The sequence below is a fragment of the Rhodopseudomonas palustris genome (assembly GCF_013415845.1).
Taxonomy (GTDB): Bacteria; Pseudomonadota; Alphaproteobacteria; order Rhizobiales; family Xanthobacteraceae; genus Rhodopseudomonas; species Rhodopseudomonas palustris_F.
This window is the reverse complement of the sequence record NZ_CP058907.1, coordinates 2,116,222-2,138,008: the sequence shown is the minus strand read 5'-3', so window position 1 is coordinate 2,138,008 and position 21,787 is coordinate 2,116,222. Positions and strand designations below refer to the sequence as shown.

The 21,787-nt window shown below is 65.7% G+C and carries 18 protein-coding genes; 8 read left to right on the top strand and 10 right to left on the bottom strand.

Translation table 11 applies throughout. The annotated features are described in order from the left end of the window. Positions 1-149 precede the first annotated feature (149 nt). The gene (locus HZF03_RS09800) at positions 150-1,262 is read right to left on the bottom strand and encodes an Mrp/NBP35 family ATP-binding protein (protein WP_119017836.1); all 1,113 of its coding nucleotides are present in this window, start codon (positions 1,260-1,262) and stop codon (positions 150-152) included. A gap of 262 nt (positions 1,263-1,524) precedes the next feature. Between HZF03_RS09800 and HZF03_RS09795 the strand changes: the two genes are divergently transcribed. The 6 genes from HZF03_RS09795 to HZF03_RS09770 all read left to right on the top strand — a co-directional run bounded on the left by HZF03_RS09795 (position 1,525) and on the right by HZF03_RS09770 (position 5,914). After that, positions 1,525-2,439, top strand: coding sequence for an NAD(P)-dependent oxidoreductase (locus HZF03_RS09795; RefSeq protein ID WP_276510783.1), 915 nt, complete (start codon positions 1,525-1,527; stop codon positions 2,437-2,439). A gap of 168 nt (positions 2,440-2,607) precedes the next feature. Next, positions 2,608-4,203: a sensor histidine kinase gene (locus HZF03_RS09790; protein ID WP_119017834.1), complete on the top strand. Its 1,596-nt coding sequence runs from the start codon at positions 2,608-2,610 to the stop codon at positions 4,201-4,203. 44 nt (positions 4,204-4,247) lie between these two features. Beyond that, positions 4,248-4,472, top strand: coding sequence for a DUF1289 domain-containing protein (locus HZF03_RS09785; RefSeq protein ID WP_119017833.1), 225 nt, complete (start codon positions 4,248-4,250; stop codon positions 4,470-4,472). A 22-nt stretch (positions 4,473-4,494) separates the two neighbouring features. Continuing rightward, positions 4,495-5,031: a TIGR02281 family clan AA aspartic protease gene (locus HZF03_RS09780; RefSeq protein WP_011157525.1), complete on the top strand. Its 537-nt coding sequence runs from the start codon at positions 4,495-4,497 to the stop codon at positions 5,029-5,031. A 188-nt stretch (positions 5,032-5,219) separates the two neighbouring features. Beyond that, complete coding sequence (locus tag HZF03_RS09775; protein ID WP_119017832.1) at positions 5,220-5,594, top strand: type II toxin-antitoxin system RelE/ParE family toxin; 375 nt, start codon at positions 5,220-5,222, stop codon at positions 5,592-5,594. Further along, positions 5,591-5,914 carry a helix-turn-helix domain-containing protein gene (locus HZF03_RS09770; RefSeq protein WP_119017831.1) on the top strand — a complete coding sequence of 108 codons (324 nt, stop codon included), beginning with the start codon at positions 5,591-5,593 and terminating at the stop codon, positions 5,912-5,914. Before HZF03_RS09775 ends, HZF03_RS09770 begins: the two co-directional genes overlap by 4 nt. A 30-nt stretch (positions 5,915-5,944) precedes the next feature. Here HZF03_RS09770 and dusA read toward each other — a convergent pair whose 3' ends face one another. From dusA to HZF03_RS09755, 3 genes are all read right to left on the bottom strand, one after another. Beyond that, entirely contained in the window at positions 5,945-6,937 is a 993-nt protein-coding gene (gene dusA / locus HZF03_RS09765; protein ID WP_119017830.1) for a tRNA dihydrouridine(20/20a) synthase DusA, read from the bottom strand. A gap of 110 nt (positions 6,938-7,047) precedes the next feature. After that, positions 7,048-10,203, bottom strand: a complete 3,156-nt coding sequence (locus tag HZF03_RS09760) for an efflux RND transporter permease subunit (RefSeq protein WP_119017829.1) — start codon at positions 10,201-10,203, stop codon at positions 7,048-7,050. Next, positions 10,203-11,318, bottom strand: coding sequence for an efflux RND transporter periplasmic adaptor subunit (locus HZF03_RS09755; protein ID WP_119017828.1), 1,116 nt, complete (start codon positions 11,316-11,318; stop codon positions 10,203-10,205). Before HZF03_RS09755 ends, HZF03_RS09760 begins: the two co-directional genes overlap by 1 nt. Before the next feature lie 163 nt (positions 11,319-11,481). On the opposite strand from HZF03_RS09755, the gene HZF03_RS09750 reads away from it, so the two are divergent. Both HZF03_RS09750 and HZF03_RS09745 read left to right on the top strand, forming a co-directional pair. Beyond that, entirely contained in the window at positions 11,482-12,111 is a 630-nt protein-coding gene (locus HZF03_RS09750; RefSeq protein ID WP_119017827.1) for a TetR/AcrR family transcriptional regulator, read from the top strand. A 266-nt stretch (positions 12,112-12,377) separates the two neighbouring features. Then, positions 12,378-14,366: an adenylate/guanylate cyclase domain-containing protein gene (locus tag HZF03_RS09745; RefSeq protein ID WP_119017826.1), complete on the top strand. Its 1,989-nt coding sequence runs from the start codon at positions 12,378-12,380 to the stop codon at positions 14,364-14,366. A 25-nt stretch (positions 14,367-14,391) separates the two neighbouring features. On the opposite strand, the gene HZF03_RS09740 is transcribed toward HZF03_RS09745, so the two are convergent. Genes HZF03_RS09740 through HZF03_RS09715 form a run of 6 tightly spaced genes read right to left on the bottom strand, consistent with a single transcriptional unit; the run spans position 14,392 to position 21,718 of the window. Beyond that, the gene (locus HZF03_RS09740) at positions 14,392-14,949 is read right to left on the bottom strand and encodes a hypothetical protein (RefSeq protein ID WP_119017825.1); all 558 of its coding nucleotides are present in this window, start codon (positions 14,947-14,949) and stop codon (positions 14,392-14,394) included. A 58-nt stretch (positions 14,950-15,007) separates the two neighbouring features. Next, the gene (locus tag HZF03_RS09735; RefSeq protein ID WP_119017824.1) at positions 15,008-16,198 is read right to left on the bottom strand and encodes a patatin-like phospholipase family protein; all 1,191 of its coding nucleotides are present in this window, start codon (positions 16,196-16,198) and stop codon (positions 15,008-15,010) included. 31 nt (positions 16,199-16,229) lie between these two features. After that, positions 16,230-16,511, bottom strand: a complete 282-nt coding sequence (locus tag HZF03_RS09730; RefSeq protein WP_104512287.1) for a hypothetical protein — start codon at positions 16,509-16,511, stop codon at positions 16,230-16,232. Between the two features lies 1 nt (position 16,512). Then, on the bottom strand, positions 16,513-19,563 hold the full coding sequence (locus tag HZF03_RS09725) for an efflux RND transporter permease subunit (protein ID WP_119017823.1): 3,051 nt from the start codon (positions 19,561-19,563) through the stop codon (positions 16,513-16,515). After that, complete coding sequence (locus HZF03_RS09720) at positions 19,560-20,633, bottom strand: efflux RND transporter periplasmic adaptor subunit (RefSeq protein WP_119017822.1); 1,074 nt, start codon at positions 20,631-20,633, stop codon at positions 19,560-19,562. The genes HZF03_RS09725 and HZF03_RS09720 overlap by 4 nt, the downstream gene beginning before the upstream one ends. Further along, complete coding sequence (locus tag HZF03_RS09715; RefSeq protein WP_119017821.1) at positions 20,630-21,718, bottom strand: efflux RND transporter periplasmic adaptor subunit; 1,089 nt, start codon at positions 21,716-21,718, stop codon at positions 20,630-20,632. The genes HZF03_RS09720 and HZF03_RS09715 overlap by 4 nt, the downstream gene beginning before the upstream one ends. Between the last annotated feature and the right edge of the window lie 69 nt (positions 21,719-21,787).

The window sequence follows — 21,787 nt, the reverse complement described above, 5'->3', positions numbered from 1 at the left end:
ATGGTGATCCGCATAAAACGTCGCGACCGAGTAGATAACTGAGATTCAACCAAAGTCGAAGGCGGAAATTCCAGCGTGATCACCACGCGCTGCGGGCAGTCGCGCCTGTCAGCGCGACCGCCGAGTCGGCGCGATCACTTCGCAGCGCATCAATTCGTTGCGAGGCTGTTGATCCGGTCGCGCACCTTACCGGCGATCGCGCGATAGATCGTCGCATGCGGCCCGTTCGGCTCGCTCTCGACCACCGGCCGACCGGCATCCGAGGTGGCTCGAATCTCCATGTGCAGAGGGATTTCGCCGAGGAACGGCACGCCGAGTCGCTCGGCCTCGTGCCGCGCTCCGCCGTGCCCAAACACGTCGGACCGGGTACCGCATTCCGGGCAGAGGAAGTAACTCATGTTCTCGATGATGCCGATCACCGGGACATTGACCTTGGTGAACATCGCCAGGCCCCTGCGGGCATCGATCAGCGCCAGATCTTGCGGCGTCGAGACGATCACCGCCCCCTTCAGCGGCACGGTCTGCGCCAGCGTTAGCTGCGCATCGCCGGTGCCGGGCGGCATGTCGACCACCAACACGTCGAGCTTGCCCCAGTCGACATCGCGCAGCATCTGCGTGATCGCCGACATCACCATCGGACCGCGCCAGATCATCGGCGCCTCTTCGTCGACCAGGAAGCCGATCGACATGATCGACAGGCCGAACCGCGCGATCGGAATCATCCGGCGGCTGTCGTCGAGCTGCGGCTTCTCGTTGATGCCAGTCAGCCGCGGCACCGACGGACCGTAGATGTCGGCGTCGAGCAGCCCGACCTTGAGGCCGAGGTCGCGGAGGCCGAGCGCGAGATTGAGCGCAGTGGTCGATTTGCCGACGCCGCCTTTGCCCGACGCCACCGCAATGATCGCGCCGACGCCGGGAATGCCCGCCTGTTTCGGCAGGCCTGCTCCAGGCGCACCAGCCGGACGATGCGCCGACACCGGCGCCACGCCGGGCCGCTGCGTCGGCGCGCTGCCCGGCTGACGCTCGGCAGTCAACGCGACCAGCGCGCTCTTCACTCCGGGGGTGCCACGCACGGCTGCTTCAGCATCGCTGCGCACGCTCTCCCAAGCCCGCGCCTCAGCCGCATCGACGTTGATCGAGAAGTACACCTTGCCGTCGGTGATGGCGATCTCCGACAGCACGCCGGCTTTGGTCAGCGGCACGCCACGCGGTGTCGCCACCTTGGCCAGGCTGTCGAGGATCTGTTGCTGGGTCACGCTCACTGGAAGTCTCCTGCCGCTTCGCGGTGCCCACCGATCACATGCCATCGCTCGGTTCAAGCCGGGAATAGCGATCGTCCCTCTGCCGCGGGGAGGTCAGCTCAGCGGCGCGCGCGGAAGTCCAGCGCGGAACCATGCTGCAATGCAAGATGACCGCGTTCCGGCGGCCATCAAAGGCCATGGCGGGCTTGCTCGAAGAAGTTCGTCGCCTATGCTGAGCCTCCTCCCAGCGCGCCTCCCAGCGGGCCGCCCTCACCTCAACTCGATCAGGCGCGACCGGCTCGCGCCCTCGCAACTGAAGGGTCCAGACATGGCCAAAGTCGCTTTCATCGGTCTCGGCGTTATGGGGTTTCCGATGGCCGGACATCTCGTGACGAAAGGCGGCCATGAAGTGACGGTGTATAATCGCACGGCCGCGAAGGCGCAGGCCTGGGCCGAGACCTTCGGCGGCCGCGCGGCACCGACCCCGGCAGAGGCCGCAGCCGGCCAGGACTTCGTGATGGCCTGCGTCGGCAACGATGACGACCTGCGTGCCGTCACCACCGGCGCCGACGGCGCATTCGGTGCGATGAGCAGGGGCGCGATCTTCGTCGACCACACCACGGCTTCAGCCGAAGTCGCGCGCGAGCTCGACGCGGCTGCGAGCAAGGCCGGCTTCCACTTCATCGACGCGCCGGTGTCCGGCGGCCAAGCCGGTGCCGAAAACGGCGTGCTCACAGTGATGTGCGGTGGCCGGCCTGAGGATTTCGCCAAGGCCGAGCCGGTGATCGGCGCCTATGCGCGGATGTGCAAGCTGCTGGGCCCCGCAGGCAGCGGTCAGCTCACCAAGATGGTCAATCAGATCTGCATCGCCGGGCTGGTCGAAGGGTTGTCCGAAGGCATTCACTTCGCCAAGAAGGCCGGCCTCGACGTCAATGCGGTGATCGACACCATCTCCAAGGGCGCGGCGCAGTCGTGGCAGATGGAGAACCGCCACAAGACCATGAACGATGGCAAATACGATTTCGGCTTCGCGGTCGAATGGATGCGCAAGGATCTGTCGATCTGCCTCGCCGAAGCGCGCCGCAACGGCGCCAGCCTGCCGGTCACCGCGCTGGTCGATACCTTCTATGCCGAGGTCGAGAAGATGGGCGGCCGCCGCTGGGACACCTCCAGCCTGCTGGCGCGGCTGGAGCGCTGAGACTGCGCGGAACAGGGTTGCAATCGCGGTTTTCACGTCTCGTTCACCGCGATTGTTAGCCAGCTGTTAACCGGAATAACTTTCCCTCTAAGGCTGCTCTTAAGGATTTGTGGCCAGATATAGGCTGGGGAAACCGCGCGCGTTCTCGCGCAGGATTTGTGTTGGTTGATGAGTGAGTCCGCCGAAAAGCCTGAAGTCTTCCAGCTTCCGGCTGAGCCTCCGGTGGCCGCGCCGGCGCGCAACCGGCGCGCGGCGGCACAGCGGGTGCGCGAGGCGCGCGACCGGCTGACCTCGACCAGCGGCACCCGCCCCGCTTTCGACCACGAACTCGTCCGGCAGTATGCCGAGACCCGGCTGTCGGCTTCCTACGTCGTGATGCTGCTGGTGGTGGTCACCGGCGTGCTGTTCGGGATCTGGATGGACCCGCTGGCGGCGGGCGCCTGGACGGTGGCGATGCTCAGCATCCACGCCGTGGTGATCCGCAACTGCAACCGCTTCCTCAACGAGCCGGCCTCGGTGCCGCGCACCCGCACCTGGCGGCGGCGCTTTGTGCTGCTCGACCTGCTGTACGGCTTGGCGTGGACCGCGATCCTGATCCACCCGACCGAACTCAACGTCGTCTCCAGCACGCTTCTGATGTTCCTGATGCTGCTGGTGGTGGCGGTGTCGTCGATGCTGGCAGCGAGCCTGCCGATCGCGGCGCTGGCCGCGACGATGCCGGTGACCGCAGCGATCGCGGTCAACTTTGCGCTGAGCGGCTCGTTCGACAAATACGTGCTGGCGGCGCTGACGGTCGCGGCGGAAGGCTACTTCGCCCTGCTCGCCCACCGGCTGCACTCGACCACGCTGGCGACGCTGCAGGCCCGCGCCGAAAAGGACGTGCTGATCGCCGAGCTCGAACAATCCAAGGCGATCTCCGACGAGGCCCGGCATCGCGCCGAGGCCGCCAACGTCGCCAAGTCGCGCTTTCTGGCACAGATGAGCCACGAGCTGCGCACGCCGCTCAACGCCATTCTGGGCTTTTCGGAAGTGATGAAGAGCGAGATCTTCGGCGCCCATGCGGTGCCGGCCTACAAGGACTACTCGGCCGACATCCACAACTCGGGCGTCCACCTGCTCAACCTGATCAACGAAATCCTCGATCTGTCGCGGATCGAGGCCGGCCGCTACGAGTTGAACGAGGAAGCGATCTCGCTGGTGCATGTGGTGACCGATTGTCATCACCTGCTGAAGCTGCGCGCGACGAGCCGTGGCATCACCATCCACGAAGTGTTCGAACAGGGCATGCCGCGGATCTGGGGCGACGAGCGCGCGGTGCGCCAAGTGGTGCTCAACCTCTTGTCGAACGCCATCAAGTTCACGCCTCAAGGCGGCGAGATCTGGCTGAAGGCCGGCTGGACGGCGTCCGGCGGACAGTATCTCAGCGTCAAGGACACCGGGTCCGGGATCCCCGAAGAAGAGATTCCGATCGTGCTGGCCTCGTTCGGCCAGGGGTCGAACTCGATCAAGTCGGCCGAACAGGGCGCCGGCCTCGGCCTGCCGATCGCCAAGAGCCTGATCGACATGCACGGCGGCACCTTCACCCTGAAATCCAAGCTGCGGATCGGCACCGAAGTGATCGTCACCTTCCCGCCCGAGCGGGTGATGTCGGCGCTGGCGCCGCTCGCCGACGAGGCGCCGCCGCTGCAGCCGGACTCGGTCGACACCTCCGAGAACGCCCGCGCGCGGCGGCAGCCGATCATGAACGCCGGCACCGGCTTGTGAGATCGGGACTTGCGGGAGGCGACCAATGTCAGCCACCATCCGATATGAGCATCGAAACGCCCTGCATCGCAGTCTGCATGATCAATCCGCAGACCAACCTCTGCTACGGCTGCGGCCGCACCATGCCGGAGATCGCGCGCTGGCCGCGGATGGACAGCTCCGAACGGCTCGCCATCATGGCCGGACTGCCGCAGCGCATGGCCGACGCCGGGATGGACGTGCCGAAGCCGCGTCGGCGCCGCCCTGCCGGGACCGACGCACAGGCGTAGCTCGCTCCGCTTCAGGTGCCCCATGAGCCGCGTGTTGCTGGTGCTATTGGTGCTGATTGGCACCGCCGGCGCAGTGGTCGCCTATGGCGATCCGAAAAGGATCGCAGAGGCCGGCGACGCGATGTCGACGATGCTGAAGAAGCGCGTCGCCGCTGCTACTGCTGCGGCGGAGGCAGCCAAAGCCCGCACGGTCGAAATCCCGCGCGGCACCGGCGGCGAGTTCGCGGTGAGCGCCAAGGTCAACGGCGTCGCCGCGCCGATGGTGATCGACACCGGCGCGACCTCGGTGGTGCTGACCTATGAAACCGCCAAGGCTGCCGGCCTGCCGCTGGAGCTGCTGAACTTCAACGTCGAGCTGGAGACCGCCGGCGGCCACACCCGCGCGGCGCGGCTGTCGCTCAACAGCCTGGCGATCGGCAAACTGGTCGAGCGCTCTGTGCCGGCCCTGGTGGTGCCGCGTGGCCAGATGAAGACCAACCTTCTCGGCATGAGCTTCCTCGACCGCCTCGAAAGCTGGGAAGTCCGCTCCGACCAGCTCCGGCTGCGCGGCTATCCCTAGCCGCCTGTTCTCGCAACTCGCCCAATCAAGCCTCCGCCACGCGCTTCGCAGCTGGCAATCCTGTCGGCCCGACCGGCATCAATGCGCGGGAAGAGATCGCCCGCGATGATGCAACCTATGCGTGTCAGCAGGACAAGCAGGTTGAGAAATATAGCTCTTAGGACTACATTTTGGCGGACGCCCAAAGCATGAGCGTCTACCAGACCAAGGAGTTCGCCAAGTTCGCGAGAAAGGCGAAACTGGATTGTGCTGACCTGCTCGCAGCAGCCATGGACGTCGCCGAGGGGCGATGGGATGCGAGGCTCGGAGGCGGCGTGTTTAAGCAGCGGATCGGCCGGAAGGGCGGCGGCAAGTCCGGCGGTTTCCGCACCATCATTGTTTGCAAGATGGGCGCACACAGCTTCTTTGTTCACGGCTTTGCCAAGAACCAAAAAGCCAACGTCTCGTCCAAAGAACTGGAAGCGCTGAAGAAGCTGGCCACCGTCCTGCTCGCGCTTGATGTTGGAGCACTCGAGACCGCGATTGCAGCCGGAGAGATATCGGAAGTAACGGAACAGACATGACGAAGCCGAAGCGCAAACAGAGCGGCATCCTTGCGACGGTTCACAAGACCGCCGCAGGCCTCGCCCGCGCCAACGTCATCGATAAAGCGACGATGCGCGAGTTCGATGAGCTGTGCCTGACGCCGGTCGAGCCAATGGCGCCTGAGGAAATCAAGGCGCTCAGGGAGCGGGAGCAGGTGTCGCAACCGGTGTTCGCGCGCTATCTCAATGTGCGCAAGGACGCCGTGAGTAAGTGGGAACGCGGTGAAAAGCGCCCCGACGGGCCATCGCTGAAGCTGCTCAATCTGGTCAAAGCCAAGGGACTTCGCGCGATCGCGTAGTCAGGCCGTGCGTACCTGATGACCGGGAGCTCAGGCAGCTTCCGTCGCCCGCTCCGTCACCGCGACCATCGCTTTCAACAGCACGCTGGCATCGGCATCGGGTTTGACGCCGAATTCGGACAGATAGCGGCGGAAGGCGCGGGCGCCGGGGACGCCCTGATAGGCGCCGATGACGTGGCGGGTGATCGCGTGCAGCCGCAGGCCCTGCGCAAGCTGGCGCTCGATGTACGGGATCAGCGCTTCGAGCGCCTCCTTCATCGAGGGATAGGGCGCCGTTTCGCCGTACAGCTCCGGATCGACCTCCAGCAGCCGCCACGGCTCCTGATAGGCGGCGCGGCCGAGCATTACGCCGTCGACGTGCTCGAGATGCCGCTTGGCTTCCGCGATGCTGCCGATGCCGCCGTTGATGATGATCGGCACCTGCGGCATCGCCTGCTTCAGCCGATACACCCGATCGTAATCGAGCGGCGGGATATGGCGGTTCTCCTTCGGCGACAGCCCGTTCAGCCAAGCCTTGCGGGCGTGCACGATCAGCGCATCGGCACCGGCGGCGACCACCGCCCGCGCCAGCGCATCGAGCGCGACCTCTGGATCCTGATCGTCGATCCCGATCCGGCACTTCACCGTCACCGGCACAGCGACCGCGCGCTTCATCGCGGCGACGCCTTCGGCAACCAGCTCGGGCTCCGCCATCAGGCAGGCGCCGAACCGGCCCTCCTTCACCCGATCCGACGGGCAGCCGACGTTGATGTTGATCTCGTCGTAACCGAAATCCTCGCCGATCTTCGCGGAGGTCGCGAGGTCATTCGGATTGGAGCCGCCGAGCTGCAGCGCCACCGGGTGCTCGCTCGCATCGAAGCCGAGCAGCCGCTGCCGATCGCCGTGGATCACCGCTCCGGTGGTGACCATCTCGGTGTAGAGCAGCCCGCGCCGGGTCAGCAGCCGATGGAAGACGCGACAATGACTGTCGGTCCATTCCATCATCGGCGCGACGGAGAAGCGATGTGGCTGATTGGGCTGCATATTTCAGTATGTCGGCGGATTGGCGGGCGACGTCAAGGCTGCAGGTAGCCCGGGAATCCGGCGATTTCCAGCTCGTTCTTCCGCCTGCCCTCCCGCGCGGCGAGCAGCGGTCAGCGTCCGGTCTCCGCGCGCCGGCGGATGACGGCCGGGAGCAATGCGCTGAATCGGGCGCGCGCCGCCTCCAGGAGGCCGCCGAGGCGTTGCCCTAGCGTCGATGTCGAGGCCGGATCGCGGCCGAACCACGCCGCGTACAGCGCCGGCAGGAACAGCAGCGTCAGCACAGTGGCGACCAGCAGTCCGCCCATGATCGCGACTGCCATCGGTCCCCAGAAGCTCGACCGCGTCAGCGGGATCATCGCGAGCACCGCGCTGAGCGCGGTCAGGACCACCGGCCGCGCCCGGCGGACGGTGGCGCCGATGATCGCCTCGTCGCGCGGGTGCCCCGCCGCGATGTCCTGCTCGATCTGATCGACCAGGATCACCGAATTGCGGATGATCATGCCGGCGAGCGCGATCAGTCCGAGCAGCGCGACGAAGCCGAACGGCTTGCCGAACAGCAGCAGCCCGGCGCAGGCCCCGATCAGGCCGAGCGGAGCCGTCAGCAACACCAGCGCCAGCTTGGCGAAGCTCTGCAACTGGATCATCAGCACCGTCAACATCACCACCAGCATCGCCGGCACCACCGCGAACAACGCGCCGTTGGCTTTCGACGAATCCTCGATCGCACCGCCGAGTTCGATCCGGTAACCGGCCGGCAGCCGCTGGCGCAGATCGGCCAGCGCCGCCCACACCACCGACGAGACGAACGGCGCCTGCACGCCGTCGCGCACATCGCTGCGCACGGTGATCGCCATGTCGCGGTCGCGCCGCCACTGGATCGCCTCCTCGTGGCCTTCGCGGATCTCGGCGATCTGCGACAGTGGCACCGGCACGCCGTTGCGCGACAGCACGGTGAGATCGTCGATAGCGCCGAGATCGTTGCGCTGCGCCGCGATCGCCCGCGCCACCACCACGACCTTCTCGGTCCGGTCACGCACGGTGGTGACCGGCGCGCCCGTCATCAGCATCTGCAAGGTCTGCGAGATCGTCTGCGGATCGAGCCCGAGCGCCCGCGCGCGATCCTGATCCACCACCAGACGCACCGAAGGCATCTGCTCGTTCCAATCGAGCTGCGGCTCGATCACGTTCGGATTGCCGCGCATGATATCGCGGACCTGGTAGGCGATCGAGCGCACCGTGTTGGGATCTTCGCCGATCACCCGGAACTGCACCGGAAATTTGATCGGAGGTCCATAGGCCAGCCGCCGGACCCGCACCCGCGCGCCGGCGATCGCGCCATCGGCGACGGCCTGCTCGATCTTACGCTTCACTCGCTCGCGCGCGGCGCCGTCCTTGGTGACGATGACGAGTTCTCCGTACGACTCGTTCGGCAGTTCGGGATTGACGTTGAGCAGGAAGCGCGGCGGGCCTTTGCCCACATAGGTGCTCCAGGTGACGACGTCGTCATCGCCGGCGACCAGTGCTTCGGCTTGCTGGGCATTGGCGAGAGTCGCCTCGATCCCGCTGCCGCCCGGCAGCCGCAATTCGACGAACAGCTCGGTCCGGTCGGAGGTCGGGAAGAACTGCCGCTGGATCTTGCCGAAGCCGACGATCGAGATCGCGAACGCCGCGATGGTGATACCGATCACAATCAGGCGGTGATGGATGCACCAGGTCACGACGCTGCGAAACCGGCGATACAGCCCGCTGTCATAGACCGCGTGCGCCGTCCCGGTGCTCAGCGAACGCGGTAACAACACGAATCCGAGATACGGCGTCAGGATCACCGCGACCGCCCACGACGCCAGCAGCGCAATGCCGACCACCCAGAAGATGCTGCCGGCGTATTCGCCGGTGCCGCTCGCCGCCATGCCGACCGGCAGAAAACCTGCGGCCGTGACAAGCGTGCCGGTGAGCATCGGAAACGCGGTGGATTCCCAGGCGAACGATGCGGCGCGCGCCCGATCGAAGCCCTGCTCCATCTTCACCACCATCATCTCGACCGCAATGATGGCGTCGTCGACGAGCAGGCCGAGCGCGATGATCAGCGCGCCGAGCGAAATCCGGTGCAGATCGATGCCCATCGTCAACATCAGCGTGAACACAATGCCGAGCACCAGCGGCACCGAGGTCGCGACCACGATGCCGACGCGCCAGCCGAGCGATACGAAACTGACGAACAGCACGATCGCCAGGGCCTCGACGAACGAACGCATGAAATCGCCGACCGCGTCGCGGACGACTGCGGGCTGATTAGCGATGCGCTCGAAGGTGACGCCGACCGGCGTGGCGCGTTCGACCTCGGCCATCGACGCTTCGACGTCCGCGCCGAGCTCCAGGATGTTGGCGCCCTTACGCATCACGATGCCGATCGCCAGCGCCGGAACCCCGCGCTGCCGGACCAGAAACTGCGGCGGATCGATGAAGCCGCGCGACACGGTGGCGATGTCGCCGAGCCTGATCACCGTGCCGCTCGATGCGATCGGAGTTTCTTCCACCGCGCGAACACCGTCGAACGCCCCGGAGACGCGCAGCGGAATCCGGGTCGACTGGGTCTGAACCATGCCGACCGGCGCAAGATCGTTCTGCTTTGCAAGGCTGTCGAAGATCGCACGCGGCGCGATGCCAAGATTGGCGAGCTTGACGTGGTCGAAGTCGACAAAGATGCGCTCGTCCTGGGTGCCGTAGATCGTCACCTTGGAGACGTTCGGCACTTTCAGCAGCCGCTGCCGCACCTGCTCCGCCATCCGCTTCAACACCGCGTAGTCGGCGCTGTCGGAGCGCAGCGTGTAGACGATCGAGTCGACGTCGCCGTATTCGTCGTTGACCTCCGGCCCCGCCACCCCGTCGGGCAGGTCCGGCTTCACGTCGGCCATCTTCTTGCGGATCAGATAGAACAGCCAGGGGATCTGCGCCGGCGGCGTGGTGTCGCGAAACTCCATCTGCGCCGCGGTGAAGCCGGGCTTGGAATAGGTCGTGACCTTGTCGAACCAGGGTAGCTCCTGCAGCTTCTTCTCAATCCGGTCGGCGACCTGAAGCTGCATCTCTTCAGCCGTCGCGCCGGGCCATGTCGCCGTCACTACCGCGACCTTGATGGTGTAGGACGGATCCTCGGCGCGGCCGAGACGCTGATACGACAGCAGGCCGGCGACGCTGATCATCAGGATCACGAACAGCATCAACGACGGATGCGCCACCGCCCATGCGGAGAGATTTGGCCGCTGCATCACTTGCCCGCCGAACTAAGCGAAAGCGTGGAGATCGGCCGCACCGTCAGCGCCGGATCAAGCTTTTCGACACCGAGCGCGACCACGGTTTCGCCGTCGCTCACGCCGGAGGTCACCAGCACGCTGCGATCCTCGTAGCGCTCGATCGTCACCGGCCGTTCGCGCAATTCGCCGCCGTCACCGACCACGAAAACCGCCGCTCCTCGTCCGTGGTTGTAAACCGCCGTCAGCGGCAGCCGTGCGAAGCGCCGTTCGTCCTGCTCGCGCAGCGTCAGCGTGGCGCTCATGCCGATCCGCACCTTGTCGTCCGCGCCGGGGATCACGAAGCGCGCCGCGAAGGTCCGCGTCGCCGGATCGGCCGCGAAGGATAGTTCGCGCAGCCGCACCTCGTAGCTCTTGCCGGGCAGCGACCACAGCGTCAGCGAGGCGGAGGCGCGACCGACCCGCTCGACGTAACTCTCCGGCAGCGCGACCACCGCCTCCAGTTCCGACAGCCGCGCCAGACGGACCGCGGCCTGTCCGGCGCTAATGACTTGTCCCGGCTCGATCGGGGTTGCGGTGATCACGCCGTCCGCATCGGCTTCGAGGGTGGCGTAACCGAGCGCATGACCGGCGAGATCGAGCGCACGCTGCGCGCGGATCAGCCGGCTGCGCGCCTCCTCAGCGGTAGCGTGCGCCTTCTGCAGCGCGGCGTTCGCCATCCAGCCCTTGCTCTGCAGCTCGACCGCCCGGCCCTCGTCGGCCTCGGCCTGGATCAGATTGGATTGCGCCGCTTTGACCTCGGCTTCGGCCTGCTCGCGCTGGAGGCGGAGATCATTGGTATCGAGCGTCAGCAGCGCCTGGCCGGTGCGTACGAAGTCGCCGGTGCGCACCAGCCGCCGCGCCACCTTGCCGCTGATGCGGAATCCGAGATCGCTTTCGATACTCGGCCGAATGGTGGCCGCGAAAGTCCGCGTCCGGGCGCCCTCCTCGAACCGCACCGGCACCACCATCACCGGCTGCGCTTTCGTCGGCTCCTTGCCACCACGATCGGGCTTCGGAGTGGCGGAGTCGCAGCCGCCGAGGATCAGCGCCATCGCGATGATGGCGCTTCGGAACCCCACGATCTCTCTCATCGCCGTCTCGTCTTTCGTCCAAGCCGGACTTGAAGCACCGTCGGCCGGCCCATAATAAAACCAAACGTACGGTTATTATTCGAACGCAAGACTGTCAATACGACCGTACGTTCAGTATGATTCCGGAGGACGCCGGGCGGATTTGGCAAGGTGACGGAGAGCAATGGTCAGGGTTCGGACGGAAGCCAAACGGGACGCGATCCTCGACACCGCGGCCGAGGTATTTAAGGAGCGAGGCCTCGACGGCGCCTCGATGTCGGAGATCGCCAGCAGGCTCGGCGGCTCGAAGGCGACGCTGTACGGCTACTTCCCGTCCAAGGAAGACCTGTTCGTGCACGTCGCGCTGCGTGTCGCCGGCAAGCAGATCCGCGGCATGTACGAAAATCTCGAGGCGCGCGCCACCGACGATCCGGAGCGCGTGCTCACCGAGTTCGGCAAGAAACTACTGCATCGCGTGCTGGCCGAGGACGCCACCACTGCCCACCGCCTTGCGGTGGCGCACGGACGGATCGGCAATCTCGGTCGGATTTTCTACGACGCGGGTCCTGGCAAAGCGGTCGAGGCGTTCACCCGCTATATCGACGCCGCAACCAAAGCTGGCCGCCTACATGCTGCCAATCCGGGTGTGGCAGCGCATCACCTGTTGGCGCTGCTTGAATCCGAGATCGCTTATCGCCGCTCGCTGCAATTTGGCGACGCCATCTCCGCCAGCGAGATCGATCAATGCGTCGACCGAGCCGTGCCGGTGTTCCTGGCTGCCTACGCGCGGCGAACGAGCGACAAAGCGTCCTGAGTTCGTTCAGCGTCCTCTCGCCTTCGATTCAAATGCGACGGGCGGATTGATGGGCCACAATGCCGACGCGCGGCAGGATTTGCTACGACGTCCGCATTGCGGGCTGCACGTTCGTGCAGCGTCATTGCATGATTTGACAGTGCCGTCCGTCCGCATGGATAGTCCGCCGGTCGCAGCGCGGGGCTCGACTGCGCGGTGTTCGCGCCGCCTCGCGCGGCTCTCTGCCGGCGGCGCCCAAACGGGCGGCGGCAAGTACAGGTTCTTCCATGAAATTCACCACACGATTGGTCCTGCTGGTCACGGTGCTGACGGTCGGCGCCACGCTCGTGACCGCGGCGCTGCTGACCTGGACCACACGGCGAGCGATCATCACCGAAGCCGAAGCATCGGGTGAGAAAGTCGCGCGGCTGCTGGCGCGCAGTGCCAGCCTCGCCGCGTCGATCCCGACCGAGGTCGAGGGGATCATTGCCGAAGAGATGATCGCCGAAGGCACCCTGCTCGGCCATTTCGTCGAAGCCGCCGAACGCGCCGGGATGACGCCGACCGAGATCAACCGCCGGCTGAAGTCGATCACCGACGATACCGTGCTGGACGAGATCTGGATCACCGATGAGAAAGGCCACGCCTATCTGCACAGCCTGCCGGACGTGAACTTCACGTTCAGCAATTCGCCACAGCTGCAGCCTCAGGCCTACGCCTTCTACGATCTGCTCAACGGCCAGAAGAAGGTGGTCAATCAGGACGCCCGCAAACGCGACATCGACAATCAGCATTTCAAATATGTCGGCGTCGGCGGCATCGACAAACCGCGGATCATCCAGGTCGGACGCAGCGCCAAATTCCTCCAGCAGCTGACGATGAAGATCGGCCTGCCGCGCACGGTCGAGAATCTGCTCGCGGACGGCGACATCGACGCGGTGTGGGTGTTCGACCGCAAGCTCGACGCGCTGGTCGGCCCCGGCGTGTATGGCGCTGATCGTCGCGACGGTCCCAACGAGAAAGAACTCGGCCCGGTCCGTCTGGTGATCGCCGACGGCCAAACACGGCACGTCGAGAGCCGCCAGAACCTCAGCGTGATCGCGCCGGTGCGCAACGACCAGAAGGAGATCGTCGGTGCCGCGCTGGTGCGCCTGCCGATGAACCGCGTCTGGGCCACGGTGCAGAGCCAGGCTGAGATCGCGGCTGCGACCGCGTCGGCGATCGCCGCGCTCGGCATCCTGCTGTCGATCGGGGTCGCCCGCTATCAGGCAGCACCGCTGCGCCAAATCACCCGCGCGGCCGTCGCGCTGGAGACGCAGAAGTTCGACCCTGCCTTGCTCAAGCCGGTCTCCGCACGCCGCGACGAGCTCGGCCAACTCGCCCGAGTGTTCACCGGCATGGCCGGACAAGTCGCCGCGCGCGAGGAATATCTCGACTCGATGGTGAAGCAGCGCACCGAGGAATTGGAGACCCGCAACCGCAGCCTCGAAGGCCTGTCGGCGGCGCTGTCGAAATATCTGTCGCCGCAAGTGTACTCGTCGATTTTCAGCGGTCATCAGGACGCCGAGATCGCCTCCAAACGCAAGAAGCTGACGATCTTCCTGTCCGACATCGCCAACTTCACGGCCACCACCGACAAGCTGGAGTCGGAAGACCTCACCGCGATGCTCAACCGCTATCTCGCTGAGATGGCGCAGATCGCGCTCAAGCACGGCGCCACCATCGACAAATATGTCGGTGATGCCGTGCTCGCCTTCTTCGGCGATCCGGACAGCCGCGGCGTCAAGGAGGACGCGGTCGCCTGCGTGATGATGGCGATCGAGATGCAGGAGAAGTTGAAGCAGCTGGAGATGGAGTGGATCGACGCCGGCGCCGAGCGCCCGTTCCGGGTCCGTATCGGCATCAACACCGGCTTCTGCACCGTCGGCAATTTCGGCAGCCCGGACCGGATGGACTACACCATCGTCGGCGGTGCCGTGAACCTCACCTCGCGCCTGGAGCAGAACTGCGAGCCCGGCTCGATCCTGATCTCGCACGTCACCTGGTCGCTGGTGAACGACGTGATCGACGCCGAAGAGCGCCCGGCGCTCACGGTGAAAGGCTTCAGCGAGCCGGTGCGCGCCTATGAGGTGCACGGATTGAAGACGTCAGTATCGACCGACGTGATCCGCAAGGAGCTGCCCGGCATGCGGCTGTTCATCGACACCGGCACGGCAGATCGGACCGAAGTAAAACAGACGCTGGTGCAGGTGGTCGAAGACCTCGACAAGAGCTGAGGCAACTAAGCGCTGCGGGCTAACGCTACTTGTCCGGCTCGACGATGATCTCTTTGAGCGTGCCGTTCGACACCACCACGACCACGAACACCAGCTTGTCCTCGCCGCGGTGCAGTCCGGCGCTGACCGCGCGCCCACCACCGAGCTGCTCGGCGATCACCACCGCTTCGGACAGCTTCATCTTGATCCGCCGGAAATCGCCGAGGTCGCGCTGGGTCTCCGGGTCGAGGTCGGAAGCAGGCTTGGCGTCAGGCGAGCGAACGATCCGGCGCGTGGCGGCATCGATCATGGTGCTCCACACCTGCCCTGCCCGATAGGCCTTAACCTCGAACCAAGGCACCGCGCCTTCGTCGCTCAGGTTGAGATCATAAACCCGCGCGCCGGGTAGCTTCCTCTCCACCATCCGGATCAGGTCGGCGCCGCTTCCGGGCGCGATCGTCAGTGGACCGGTCGGCTCGTCGCTCGGACTCACGGCCGGTGCCTGAATCTCCGTGTCGCGGCCGCGATCGGACACCGCAGCCGAGGCCGGAGAAACCAACACCACGGCCATGATCAGCGCCGCGGCGAACCGAATTGCAGACATCTTTGCCTCGCTCGTCCATCGCAAGTCAGGCGATGGACGTCACGCCCAGAGCGTGTCGTTACTGAACACCGGCCACGTGCGGTGCCGGAGTGGTGGTCGCAATCGGGCTCGGCACCGTTTCACTGGCGGGCGGCGCGCTCGACCAGACATTGCCGCTGCGAGCGCGGTCGTAACCGTACTGATACAGCGACCGCATGTAGGCGGTGTCGAAGCCGGGCGGCGACGGCGGCCGATTGCTCTCGATATAGGTCAGGTTGAAGCCATACTTGTTACGGCGTGCGAACGCGTAGGTGCTGTAGAGAATCGACCGGGTCTGCGCCTTGATCATCGACGACGACGACCGTGCAGCAATGTCCAGCGCGCGATCGCGCACGAGCTGGAACTCCGGTTCGATGGTATTGTTCATCAGGATGTAGAGTTGCAGGTTCAGCGGCTTGTCCCAGGACGCACTACGCATCAAATACGCCTCGGGCAAGGTCAGCACCGGCGACATCACGCCGCCATCCACATGCATCTCCTGGAACCGAGCGCCGTTGGCCTCGGCATTGACAAGCATCGGCGGGAACACCGCCGGAATGCTTGCAGAAGCAGCCACGACATCGCGGAACAGGTTGAGGCTCTCCGACGTGCGCAACGAAGCGATCCGGCCCATGTCCCAGATTACCGACCGCTGCGAATCCAGATTGGTGGTGACCACGAACAGCATCCGCCCCTTGGCGTATTGCTCGGCCACCTCCGCCATGAAGTCGGCATCAATATAGCGGGCGACCAGTTCGCGCAGCCGCTTGTTGCCGAACAGCCCCGAGCCGAAGATCGCGTTGAGCGGGTTCGGATCCTCGAGCAGGCTTTCGGCGACGCCGCTGGTGTAGAGCTCGCGCAAGGTGTCGTCGTAGCGCGAGCCGAGGAACGCGAATGGCGCGATCAGCGCACCGGTGCTGACGCCGGATACGAGCGAGAATGAGGGCCGGTGCCCCGCTGCGGTCCACCCCGCCAGCACGCCGGCGCCGTAGGCTCCGTCGGCGCCACCACCGGATAACGCCAAATAGGTCTGCGGACCGGCAATCCGCGTGACGCGAAACGCTGAGGGTGGATCGTCGGCGTAGCGGCGCAAATCGTCTCGATCGAGCACGCGCGCCTGTGCGGCTTCGGTGGCGGTGTACGGCACGCGCGGCAGGCTCGCGCACGCGGCAAGCCAACAGCTCGATGCCAGCACGAAAACGACGACCATGGAACGAGGCACGCGGGACATCACAACTCCAACACGAGCGAGGAAAACAGCACTAAGCGGTCGCCGGCGGATCGTTGCGCCAGCCGTTCCAGCTCCCGGCATTGTCGAAGCGCGGCGCCTGCCCCGGAACGCGTTCGAGATAGTCCTGATGGATTGCCTGGATGGTCTTGCGATCGTCGAACTTCACCCGCCAACTGCTCGGCGAGCCCTGCCCGACGATCACGCCTTCACGGGTACCATAGCGCGGATGCCGCTCGCGGCCGAGCGGACTCATCCGAACGCGGTCGCCGCGGCACAGCGGAAGATCGGGCGGTGTTTGACTCAAACTGGCCATTCTAAGCCTCTTGTGTCGGCGCCTTGATGCGGAACCACGCAATGTAAAGCGCTGGCAGGAACAACAGGGTGAGCACCGTGCCGACGATGATGCCGCCCATCATCGCGTAGGCCATCGGTCCCCAGAACACTTCACGCGCGATCGGGATCAGCGCCAAGCTCGCCGCGGCTGCGGTCAACATGATCGGCCGCATTCGGTGCTCGGTCGCCTCCACCACCGCATCCCATGGTGGGCGTCCCTCGCTGCGCAACTGTTCGATTTGCACGATCAGGATCACCGAGTTTCGGATCAGGATGCCGATCAGCGCCAGAACGCCGAGGATGGCGACGAAGCCGAGCGGCGCACGGCTCGGCAGCAGCGCTGCGACCACGCCGATCAGAGCCAATGGCGCCACCGCGAACACCAGGAACAGCCGCTGGAAGCTCTGCAGCTGGATCATCAGCACGGTAGCCATCACGAACAGCATGATCGGCACCACCGCGACGATCGGCGCCTGCGACTTGCCGCTCTCTTCGACCGCGCCGCCGACGGTCACCGAATAGCCGACCGGCAGTTTGGCGGTGAACTCGCCGACCGAGTGCTTCAACTGCTCCACCACCGTCGCCGGCTGCACTTCGTCGATGACGCTGGCCTTGACCGTGACGGTCGGCAGCCGCGCGCGGCGCCAGATCGTCGGCTGCTCCAGCTCGTAGCGGAAGGTCGCGACCGCGGCGAGCGGCACGGTCTGGCCGCTGCCGCCGGACAGTTGCAGGTTGCGCAGCGTCTCGATCGAGCCGCGCTCGGCGTCGTTGGCTCGCCCCAGCACATTGACGAGATAGATGTCGTCGCGCACCTGGGTGATGGTCGCACCGTCGAGGATGCCGTTCAGCGTCGAGGCGATGTCTTCCGAGGTGACCCCGAGCTGACGCGCCTTGTCCTGCAGCACGTCGACCTTGATCACCCGCGCCGGCTCCATCCAGTCGAACACCACTTCGCCGAGATGCGGATTGGCGGCGACGATGCCGGCGAGTTGCTGCGCTAAGCCGCGCACCTTGGAGATATCCGGCCCGCTGACGCGATACTGGACCGGCCGTCCGACCGGCGGGCCGATGTCGAGCAACTTCACCAGCGCGTCGGTGCCCGGGAAGGTTTTGCGCAAGTAAGCCTGCAGCTCCGGCCGCAGCCGGTCGCGGTCGGCGAGGCTCTTGGTCACGATCACCATCTGGCCGAAGGTGGCGTTCGACGGTTCGACGTCGAACGACAGCACGAAGCGCGGAGCGCCCTGCCCCACATAGGTCGACCAGTGATCGATGCCGGGCCGTCCCGTCAGCGCCTCACGCTCGAACTTGGCCATCTGCGCATTGGTCTCTGCGATCGAGCTGTTCTGCGGCAGGTTCCAGTCGACGATCAGTTCCTTGCGGTCGGAATTCGGGAAGAACTGCTGCTGCACGAAGCCCATGCCGACGATCGACAGCGCGAAAGCCGCCAGCGTCAATCCGATCGTCAGCCAGCGATGCCGCATGCAGAAGCCGAGCGTCCCGCTGAACATCGACGCAAACCGGCCCTTGGTCTCGTGATGGTGCTTCATCTTGTCGGGCAGGATGGTGACGCCGAGCAGCGGCGTGAACAGCACCGCCACGATCCACGACGTCAGCAGCGACACCGCGATCACCACGAACAGCGTGAAGGTGAATTCGCCCGCCGCGCTGTTGTTGAGACCGATCGGAATGAAGCCCGCCACCGTCACCAGCGTGCCGGTGAGCATCGGGAACGCCGTCGAGGTGTAGACATGGGTCGCGGCCTTGGCGAGCGAGTCGCCGACCTCCAGCCGCGCCACCATCATCTCGACCGCGATCATCGCGTCGTCGACCAGCAGACCGAGCGCGATGATCAGCGCGCCGAGCGAAATCCGCTGCAGCGAGATCCCGGAATACGACATCACCATGAAGGTGATCGCCAGCACCAGCGGGATCGAAATCGCCACCACCAGGCCGGCGCGCATGCCGAGGCTGATGAAGCTGATCACCAGCACGATCGCCACCGCCTCGAACAGCGCCCGGGTGAAGCCCGACACCGCCTCGTCGACGATCTGCGGCTGGTCCGACACCAGATGCACTTCGGCGCCGACCGGCAGATCGGCGGAGATCCGCTTCATCTCCTCTTTCAGCGCTTCGCCGAACTGCAGCAGGTTGGCTCCGGCTTTCATGCCGATCGTCAGCGCAATCGCCGGCTCGCCGTTGAAGCGGAACAGCGAGGTCGGCGGATCGACGTAGCCGCGCCGGATGGTGGCCACGTCGGTCAGCGGGAAGAAGCGGTCGTTGACCCGGAGATTGATCGCCTTGAGGCTCTCTTCGGACGTGAACTGTCCGCTGACGCGGACGCTGATCCGCTCCGGCCCGGCCTGCAGCACGCCCGACGGCGTGATCGCGTTCTGCGCCTGCAGCGAGCTGACGATGGTGCGCTGGTCGAGGCCGAGCGCCGCCACTTTGCGCGGCGAGAATTCAAGAAAGATCACTTCGTCCTGGGCGCCGACGATGTCGACACGGCCGACATTCGGCACCTGCAGCACCTTGGCGCGGACTTCTTCGACCTTGTCGCGGAGCTGGCGCTGGGTCAGGCCGTCGCTGGTGAACGCGTAGATGTTGCCGAACACGTCGCCGAAGCGATCGTTGAAGGCGGGGCCGACCACGCCCTGCGGGAAGTCGCCCTTGATGTCGTTGATCATATTGCGCACGCGCACCCAGGTGGGCTGCACATCGCGCGCCTTGGTGGTGTCGCGCAGATTGACGAACACCGTGGTCTCGCCGGGCGTGGTGATGCTCTTGGTGTAGTCGAGCGACTCCAACTCTTCGAGCTTCTTCTCGATCCGGTCGGTGACCTGCCGGGTGGTCTCCTCGGCCGAGGCGCCGGGCCACTTCGCCTGGATCACCATGGTCTTGATGGTGAACGCAGGGTCTTCCTCGCGGCCGAGGTCGAGATACGAAAACAGACCGGCCGCCATGAAGGCGATCATGAAGTACCAGACGAGCGAACGGTGCTGCAGCGCCCAGTCGGAGAGATTGAACGACTTCACGGCGTGACTTCCCGTTCGAACCGGACCATTTGGCCTTCCTGCAGATGATGGACGCCGGCGGTGACGATCCGCATGCCGGCCTCGAGCCCATCGGTGACCTGAGCCGTGCCATTGTCGCTCGGCGCGACCTGCACGCTGCGCTTAGTGACCGATCCCTTGGCGGTGTCGATCACCCATACGCTGGCCTGATCGCCCTGGCGCAGGATCGCGGTCGCCGGCAGGCGAAAGCCGCGGCTCGGCTTGCCCGGGATCAGCGTGGTGATGGTGGTGCCGAGCCGGAATGTCTCGGGCGGATTTTCCAGCGTGATACGAACCCGCCGGGCGCGGGTGACCTGATCGGCCTGTGGTGCGATCTCGCGCACCTTGCCGTCGACGCGGACGCGCGGATCGAGCTGCAGCGCCACGGTCAGCGGCGTGCCGATCTTCAGCACGCCGACCAGATCGTCGGCGACGTCGATCACTGCCTCACGAATGTCGGGCCGCGCGACGGTCGCAACCATCTGGCCGGGATTGACGACCTGACCGACCTGCGCACCGACTGCGGTGACGACGCCGGCATACTGCGCCTCGATCTTGGTGTAGCTCAGTTGCTCGCGCGCCTTGGTCAGCGCCGACTGGGCGCGGACCACGGCAGCCTGCGCGGCTGCATCGCCCTGCTCGGCGCTGTCGAGCGTCGCCTTGGTGGTCGCGCCGGTCTCGATCAGCGCGCGTTGCCGGTTGGCGGTGCCGCTGGCATTGACGAGCTGCGCCTGCGCGGTCGCCAGATCGGCCTGCGCCGAGCGCACTGCGAGTTCGGCCGCGAACGGATCGACCGCCGCCAGCGTCTGCCCCTTCTCGACGACGTCGCCGATATTGACCGGGCGAGCGATCAGCCGGCCGAGCATGCGAAAGCCGTAGTCGGTCTTGAACTGCGGCTCGACCGTGCCGACGACGGCAAGATTAGTCGCCTGCAGCGGCGCAATCACCGTCGACATCACCGGCCGCACCGGGGGCTTGGTTTCCGATTTGTCGTTGCAGCCGGTCAGCAGCAGCGCAGCCGCGATCACCGCAACGAAACGTGGCGCGCTCATGCGGCGCCTCCCGCATCGGCAACCACCTGCCCGGGACGCAGCATCTTTCCGCCGTCGACCACGACGCGATCGCCGATCGACAGGCCGCGACTGACCACGATCGCGTCGGTCTCGTAGCGCTCGATCGCAACGCTCTTGAGGGACACCGTATGGGTCTTCGGATCGACCACCCACACCGCGGCGCCGCTCTGATCGGCGGTCAGCGCGCTCCACGGCAGCACGATCTTATCCAGCGTCTGGCTGAAGCCCTCGCCGACAACGACGCTGCCGAGCGTCATCTCGGGCGGCGGGTTTTCGATCGATAGTTTGACGCGGACCGAACCGGTCTTCGGATCGACGGTCGGCGAGATTTCGCGCGGCTTGGCCACGGCCGTAATCGCCGGGTTCGACACCAGCGACAGCTTGATGGTGTCGCTGCCGACCGGGATCAGGAAGATCGCCTCATAGACGTCGAACACCGCGTCGCGGGCGCCGTCTTCGGCCAGCGTGTAGGCCGACTGCGCCGACTGCGCGACCTGACCGACTTCCACGTTGCGTGCGGTGATGATGCCGGCCGCACTGGCGCGCAGCTCGGTGTAGCCGAGCGCATCCTTGGCGATGCCGAGTTGCGCCTTGGCGGTGTCGACAGAGCCCTCGGCCGCGCGCAGCCCCTCCTGCGCCTGGTCATAGGCCACGCGGGTGGTGAAGCCGGATCCCATCAACGTCTTCTGGCGCTCGTAAGTCGCGGTGGCGAGGCGGAGCTGGGCTTCGGCAGCGGTCAGCGCCGCCTGGGCGCCGACCAGATCGGCGCGCTGTTCGGTCGGATCGAGCCGCGCCAGCAGATCGCCGGCATTGACGTGGGCGCCGACGTCGACCAGGCGCTCGACCACCCGGCCGCTGACCCGGAACGACAATTCGGTGGAAACCCGGGCCTGAACGTCGCCGGTCACCCGAATGACCGTGCTGCGGGGCTGGGTGCGGACCACCTCGGTCTTCACCAGCGTCACCGGGCGTTCCCGCCGGGCCTCCTCACCGCACCCCGCCAGGGAGGCGGCAACCATCAGCAGCACCACGGGTCTGAGCCAAAGCATCAAGAATTCGCCCATTCGATCAAGAGCATTGCAGTGCAATATTATTGACTGACCCGAAAGTCAATAGTAAAACTACGTGATCGG